Origin of the sequence: Paenibacillus mendelii (genome assembly GCF_024498075.1) — a bacterium.
GTDB classification, from domain to species: domain Bacteria; phylum Bacillota; class Bacilli; order Paenibacillales; family Paenibacillaceae; genus Paenibacillus_Z; species Paenibacillus_Z mendelii.
Window position 1 is genome coordinate 1 of sequence record NZ_JANHOF010000046.1, and the last position, 5,520, is coordinate 5,520.

General features: G+C 39.4%; 6 protein-coding genes. All 6 read right to left on the reverse strand.

The window, feature by feature from the left end:
• Positions 1 to 331: 331 nt before the first annotated feature.
• The 6 genes from NNL21_RS35855 to NNL21_RS35880 all read right to left on the reverse strand — a co-directional run bounded on the left by NNL21_RS35855 (position 332) and on the right by NNL21_RS35880 (position 5,361).
• Positions 332 to 694, reverse strand: coding sequence for a hypothetical protein (locus NNL21_RS35855; protein ID WP_204822886.1), 363 nt, complete (start codon positions 692 to 694; stop codon positions 332 to 334).
• A gap of 281 nt (positions 695 to 975) precedes the next feature.
• Positions 976 to 1,518 carry a tyrosine-type recombinase/integrase gene (locus tag NNL21_RS35860; protein WP_256555715.1) on the reverse strand — a complete coding sequence of 181 codons (543 nt, stop codon included), beginning with the start codon at positions 1,516 to 1,518 and terminating at the stop codon, positions 976 to 978.
• Positions 1,519 to 1,916: 398 nt separating this feature from the next.
• Positions 1,917 to 2,483 carry a helix-turn-helix transcriptional regulator gene (locus tag NNL21_RS35865; RefSeq protein WP_204822884.1) on the reverse strand — a complete coding sequence of 189 codons (567 nt, stop codon included), beginning with the start codon at positions 2,481 to 2,483 and terminating at the stop codon, positions 1,917 to 1,919.
• A 506-nt stretch (positions 2,484 to 2,989) separates the two neighbouring features.
• On the reverse strand, positions 2,990 to 3,739 hold the full coding sequence (locus tag NNL21_RS35870) for a metallophosphoesterase family protein (RefSeq protein ID WP_204822883.1): 750 nt from the start codon (positions 3,737 to 3,739) through the stop codon (positions 2,990 to 2,992).
• A gap of 306 nt (positions 3,740 to 4,045) precedes the next feature.
• Complete coding sequence (locus NNL21_RS35875) at positions 4,046 to 4,918, reverse strand: phosphotransferase family protein (RefSeq protein ID WP_204822882.1); 873 nt, start codon at positions 4,916 to 4,918, stop codon at positions 4,046 to 4,048.
• A gap of 134 nt (positions 4,919 to 5,052) precedes the next feature.
• Entirely contained in the window at positions 5,053 to 5,361 is a 309-nt protein-coding gene (locus NNL21_RS35880) for a hypothetical protein (RefSeq protein WP_204822881.1), read from the reverse strand.
• Between the last annotated feature and the right edge of the window lie 159 nt (positions 5,362 to 5,520).

A 5,520-nucleotide genomic window follows, 5' to 3' on the forward strand; every position in this document is an offset into this window, starting at 1 on the left:
GGAGAGCCACCTAAAGCTGCTGTAATTTAAGAGAAAATACGCAAAGACTGAAGTGAGGCTAGGGGAAATGATCCCCTAGCCTCACTTTGTCAACAGTCCCAGTTATGCGGGTTTGAATCGGGCTATGTTCTTGTCGTCCGACAGCTCATCATGGATCAACAACAACACAACACCCCCCTTCCCAAAAATATAAACAAATAAATAATGAACCGCTCGTGGGAGCCGCACTTCCCGCATATGTGCGGTGATCCTGCACTGGGTCACTAAAGGAATCTCAGCGCGGATCTACCTGTCATCTCGCATGAAAACGAGCTCGGCCCGCACTATCCTGTTATAGCGAAAAATCAGTCACGCCTTTCTTATAGGCATATTTCAGAGTGTATGTTTCTCCGTCCTCAAAGGGCATAGTTGCAATTTTTATTCGAGTATAATCAAGCCTGTGTTCTCTTAATACTCTTTTTATCAAGGCAATACTCCGTTGTTCATCCGTAATGACACAAAATATGTTAAGTACATATTTATACGGGTCAGACACGCATTTCCCCATATCAAAACCATCGACATAGCCAAGTTCAGCATCAGATAAAAATATATTCAAATATTCCATTACTTTATTTTTTAACCATTCATCGCGTTGGTTTCCTTTTACGCTTTTCAAGGGATACTGTAGCACTAACCAAAATTTTTCATTCATTCAAATTCACCACCGTACTTTTGTGTTGTTATATAAATAAGCTCATTATAAAATGCTGCAGGATAGCGCTTTACTGCGAAAAGGGTCATCTAATACCACAATAGACCGTTCTTTATCATAGTACTTATAAAGGGGACCACTATCAAGTGGACTATCTATCCCATTTCATGCAACTGCTTCAAAAGAATCGGCCAAGAATCTGATCCCTACGTGCACTCATTATCCTGCACTTTAGTTGAATAGCGGCGGATCTCTAAAGACGACTCCACCGCTGTTCTGTGCTAAAAATTGCCGATAAAGTTCTCTCCGGTGCTCGCCGCGGAGCTGAGCATAGATTTGCGTGGTTGATGCTTTTTTATACCCCAGCATACCTTGATGAAATCCAGTGGTGCACCGTTATCAAGTAGCTGGCACGCATAGGTATGTCTAAAGCGATGAGGATATACATTTGCTTCGATTTCTCCCCGATCTGCAAGCCGTTTCATAGCCCACCTGATCGTAGGAATAGCCATTCGTTTAGTGGGATGTGTATCGGTTACGAATAAGGCTCTACAGGAGTCAGCACGGCTACCCAGGTACTTCTTTAACCATACTTTGCACTCCGTCGTAAAGTAAACTTCTCTCTGCTTTGAGCCCTTGCCATTAATTATTGCAGAGCGGGTTTCCCAGTTAAGATCCTCAATGTTTATCTTCTCTACTTCACCAACTCGGCAGCCGGTACAGTAGAGAAACTCAAGCAGCGCTCGTTCCCTAAGTGACTGATAAGAGATCTTTAAGTGAATAACATCTTCCTCGATCAAAAACTTAGGAATACGTTTATCCAATTTTGGCTCTCTTAATTTTAGAGAGAGATTTTGAACTCAGATACGTCTCTTCATAAGCGTAGCGAAAAAGGGAACGAACAAAACGAATTCGATGCCCTAGGCTGCTAGGCTTTAACCGATCTGTTTGTTTGGCCAAATACCCCTTCAGCATTGTTAACGTTATCTCTGGTATTTCGAGGTCGCCAAGTTCCAACATCAGCATTTTGTGCTGGATGACGTAAGCTTTTAATGTTCTAGGATTAAATCCTTGAATACGCTTGTCAGCCTCGTACAACCGCTACAACTCACTCAAGGTCATAACAAAACCTCCATTTAGAAGCTATTAAATCTAGTTTGCTTCTAAGTAGAGGTTTTAATCTGCTTGCCTTTTGAACTAGCGTCTCCCGTTAGCTTAAGGCTCACATCGATTCTAAGTTTAAAGTGGTTCGACTTGGCATCATACCATTTCCTCTATTGTTTGTATCCATAGATCGGAATTCTATCTTGAAATCAGTCTCACCAGTTAGACCCTCAAGAGTTTTTATTATAAGTGAGGAATATCGAGAGTATAACCATTCTGTTATGGAATTGTTCGGGCTAGTGATAAGGAACACTCCATCTACATACACTGCATTCGTATTTCTCAACCACGTATTGAAACTAGGAATGGAAATTTGATCCCTTATTTCCTCCAGAGCTTTTATCCATAAATTTGGTTGGTCCAACGATACAATAGAATGGTCAACTTCTTCAACAAGAAAGACATCATCTGTAATTCTCTCACTCATAAGAAGCTCTTCAATGGATTTATTGAAAATCTGTCCCAGCCTTAGTAACACTTCAATATCGGGTAAACATTCCCCTTGTTTCCACTTAGAAACTGCTTGATGACTAACCCCCAATAATGTGGAAAGTTCCACCTGCGTCAACTCTAATCCTCTCCGTAAATCTAATATATTTTTTCCGATTTTTTTATTATCGAGCAATGAAATTTCACCTCCAACGTTAAGTACACGCCAATAGTATCACAAAAGAAATAGAACTTAAATCGAGTGTAAGTTGAATGGAATGGTATAGCCATTGCAACCCTAAGTTGCTAAAATAATAGCCTGGTAATCTCACACAGACCTTAGAGTATTACACTATGCTGCCCGTTAGTTACGGCAACCATTAATAATGATTGCCGTCTCTTCTTGTTTATTGAACTACCGTGTCCCGTTAGCTCAATCCCCGTTTGACGTAACAGGACTACTTTTATATCCTATCCTTAAACATAATGGCCCCTACAACTCCAATAGCGCATGTCATGAAAACTATAGTGCCTGAGAGGAATAAATCGCCTTGTGAGAATGGTTCACTTATAATATCGGATATCCAAAAAGCCTCGATTATCAGTAAAACAATCCAGGCCCAAAATAACTTTTCTTTCAAAAAAAAACCACCTTTCCTTACCTATGTGCTAAGCGCCGCGTCATTTCATGTTGAGCATCGTCTAAATGCCTTTACTTCCCCGATACACAGCCGTTCTCAGCTCATTTGCATATTGCTCTGTTAGTGGCATATTCTCTTCTTGGGCTTGCCGGATAGCTAACTCAATATCATAAGGAACCCTCACCAACTGAATTGAAAAAGCACTCATTGATCGACAGCCATACCAACCTTCGAGAATAGTATAGCAAGCTTGTGCAATCTCCAATGGGTTCCCTACGCTTCCAACATTAAATAATACTTTCCCTTTAAAGTTTTGTATAAATGCATTATGGATATCACCATAACCGACAACATCTGGCGTCAGCTCTTCGTGTGGTATTCCAGTTTTCTCAGTATTATTAAACATAGCCAATCTATCCTCTATCGGGGCATGAGGCTGCACTCTCTTGTATAAACTTTCGGCAGAGGCATGGAATAACCGGATATATCGACCGCTCATAAAAAATTCAGTTGAGAATGGTAACGATTTTAAATAGTTGATTTCCGATTTATCTAACTTCTGATACTGCCATAATGCATGTTCTTGTTCTTCATCTGGTCTACTCGTCAACCAATCATCCCAATTTCCTAATACTACAGATTCGCAACTATTTTTAATTTTATCTATAGCTTGCTTCGGATGCGGTCCTTTTCCAATCAAATCCCCCAAGCAGAAAATTCTTTTTATTCCACGTTCACTGATATCTGACAATACAGCTTCCAAAGCCGGGATATTTCCATGAATATCTGAAATAATAGCGATTCTATCCATGCATTCACCTTACCCTTTCACTTAATGAATAGCTCTTATTTAAGTTTAAACTAACAACCATAAAATGGGAATAACATTGAACATAACTGCCCGTCCCTTAATAAAATGAGCAGGCCACCACAGCGCCTGCTCATCCATGTTTCTTATTCAACTATCGTTTCCCGTCCCTCGGTTTTAAGGGTTGCTTAAACTTCATAGTAAGAGCGCCTCCTTGATGTGTTGTCGACAACCCATCATACCGAGGCGCTCCCTTTTTTACATTTCTTAAGCTCTACAGGAATGTTTAGTTGAACAGTTCTTCCAAAGTTAAAAAGGCTTGAGATCTGTAAAAAATCTTGTGTACCCTTTTTCAAAGCTTGGTTTTCTCGGATTTCCCTGGATATTTTCAATCATATCATACAATCCATAGATCCTATCATACATTTGGCTTCTCTCATATAGTTTAGTATCTTTTGAACCATACTCCTCAAATACCGCATGCCTGAATTCTTTAGGATAATAATACATATACATAAAATCCAATGCGGGATCTTCTATTCCTGCTTCACTAAAATCTATAATTCCGAGCCGACCGGTACGCTCATCCCATAGAATATTATCATAGTGGAAATCCCCATGCACAATACATGTCTGAACAGATGCTGAAATTTCATAATAATCATTTAGGAAATCCTTCACTTGTTCCATCTCTGATTGTGACAATTTGGACTGTAGGAACTTAACCCCTTCAACCATATCATTCCGAACATCTTGTACAAAACCGGTTTGTAAAGCCAGTCTTTGTTCTGATGTCATATGAAGTTGTTTTAAAAAACTTCCTACTACTCGACCTATTTGTTGTGCAATTTCCAAATGTTTTTCCACATATTGAGGTGTAATTCGAGATCCTGGCACGTATTTTTCCACCACGAAATTTTGGGTTGGAGAACTATACAGGCACTTTGGCAAAACTGCCTCTGTCTGCCTTGCTAAACTGCTAATCAGTTCTTGTCGTACGCTGTACCGTTCTAACTGTAATCCCTCACGAAAGAAAGCTATTACTGTTTTCTGATCCAAAATCAAAACATCTTTCTCACATCCTGTGGTGATGAAATCAACTTCCTGAAAAGATAGTTCCCCCGTTTCCGTTTTCACATGTTCCAGCTTTTGCTTAATCAATTGCTTCTTCCATTTATCCAAATTCATAAAACCTCCATATTTATCGCAGTTTTATTATGAAGCTGCCTTTGTGTTTTCATTCAACTATCGTTCCCCTTCACTTTAATTACACCGTTTCACAATCCTTCTTACAAACTACTAAAATTGACTTCCTATTATGCTGCCCTGTCACGATACATATACAATGTAATTACATTTAATATGATTGTACCGATGAGCAGAATTGCTGGAACAGATGCGATAACACTTACTGTATCCATAAGAGCAGACCAATCCTCAGCCTTTACACGTTCATAGAAACTACAAATCTGGAAAAACAACGAAATAGAACAAGCACTAATGCTCACAATAGAAAGGGTAACCCAATTTCTAGAACGCTTATCATATCTAGATATATTAATAGCTGGAAGAATCCATGCGATTGCTCCAAGCACGAAGCTACCAAGATTAAGCCAAGCAATCATATCTAATCCCCCTTTTATATTATTTTTCTTCTTTCTTGTCCGACTATCCTCCCTCTATGGAGAATCACTTTTCTCTTAAATACTTACGTTTTCTTTGATTTTGACCCAAGTTTACTACTTAGCAGATAACATTTAAGTGGTACGAAGTTGAAGAGGAAG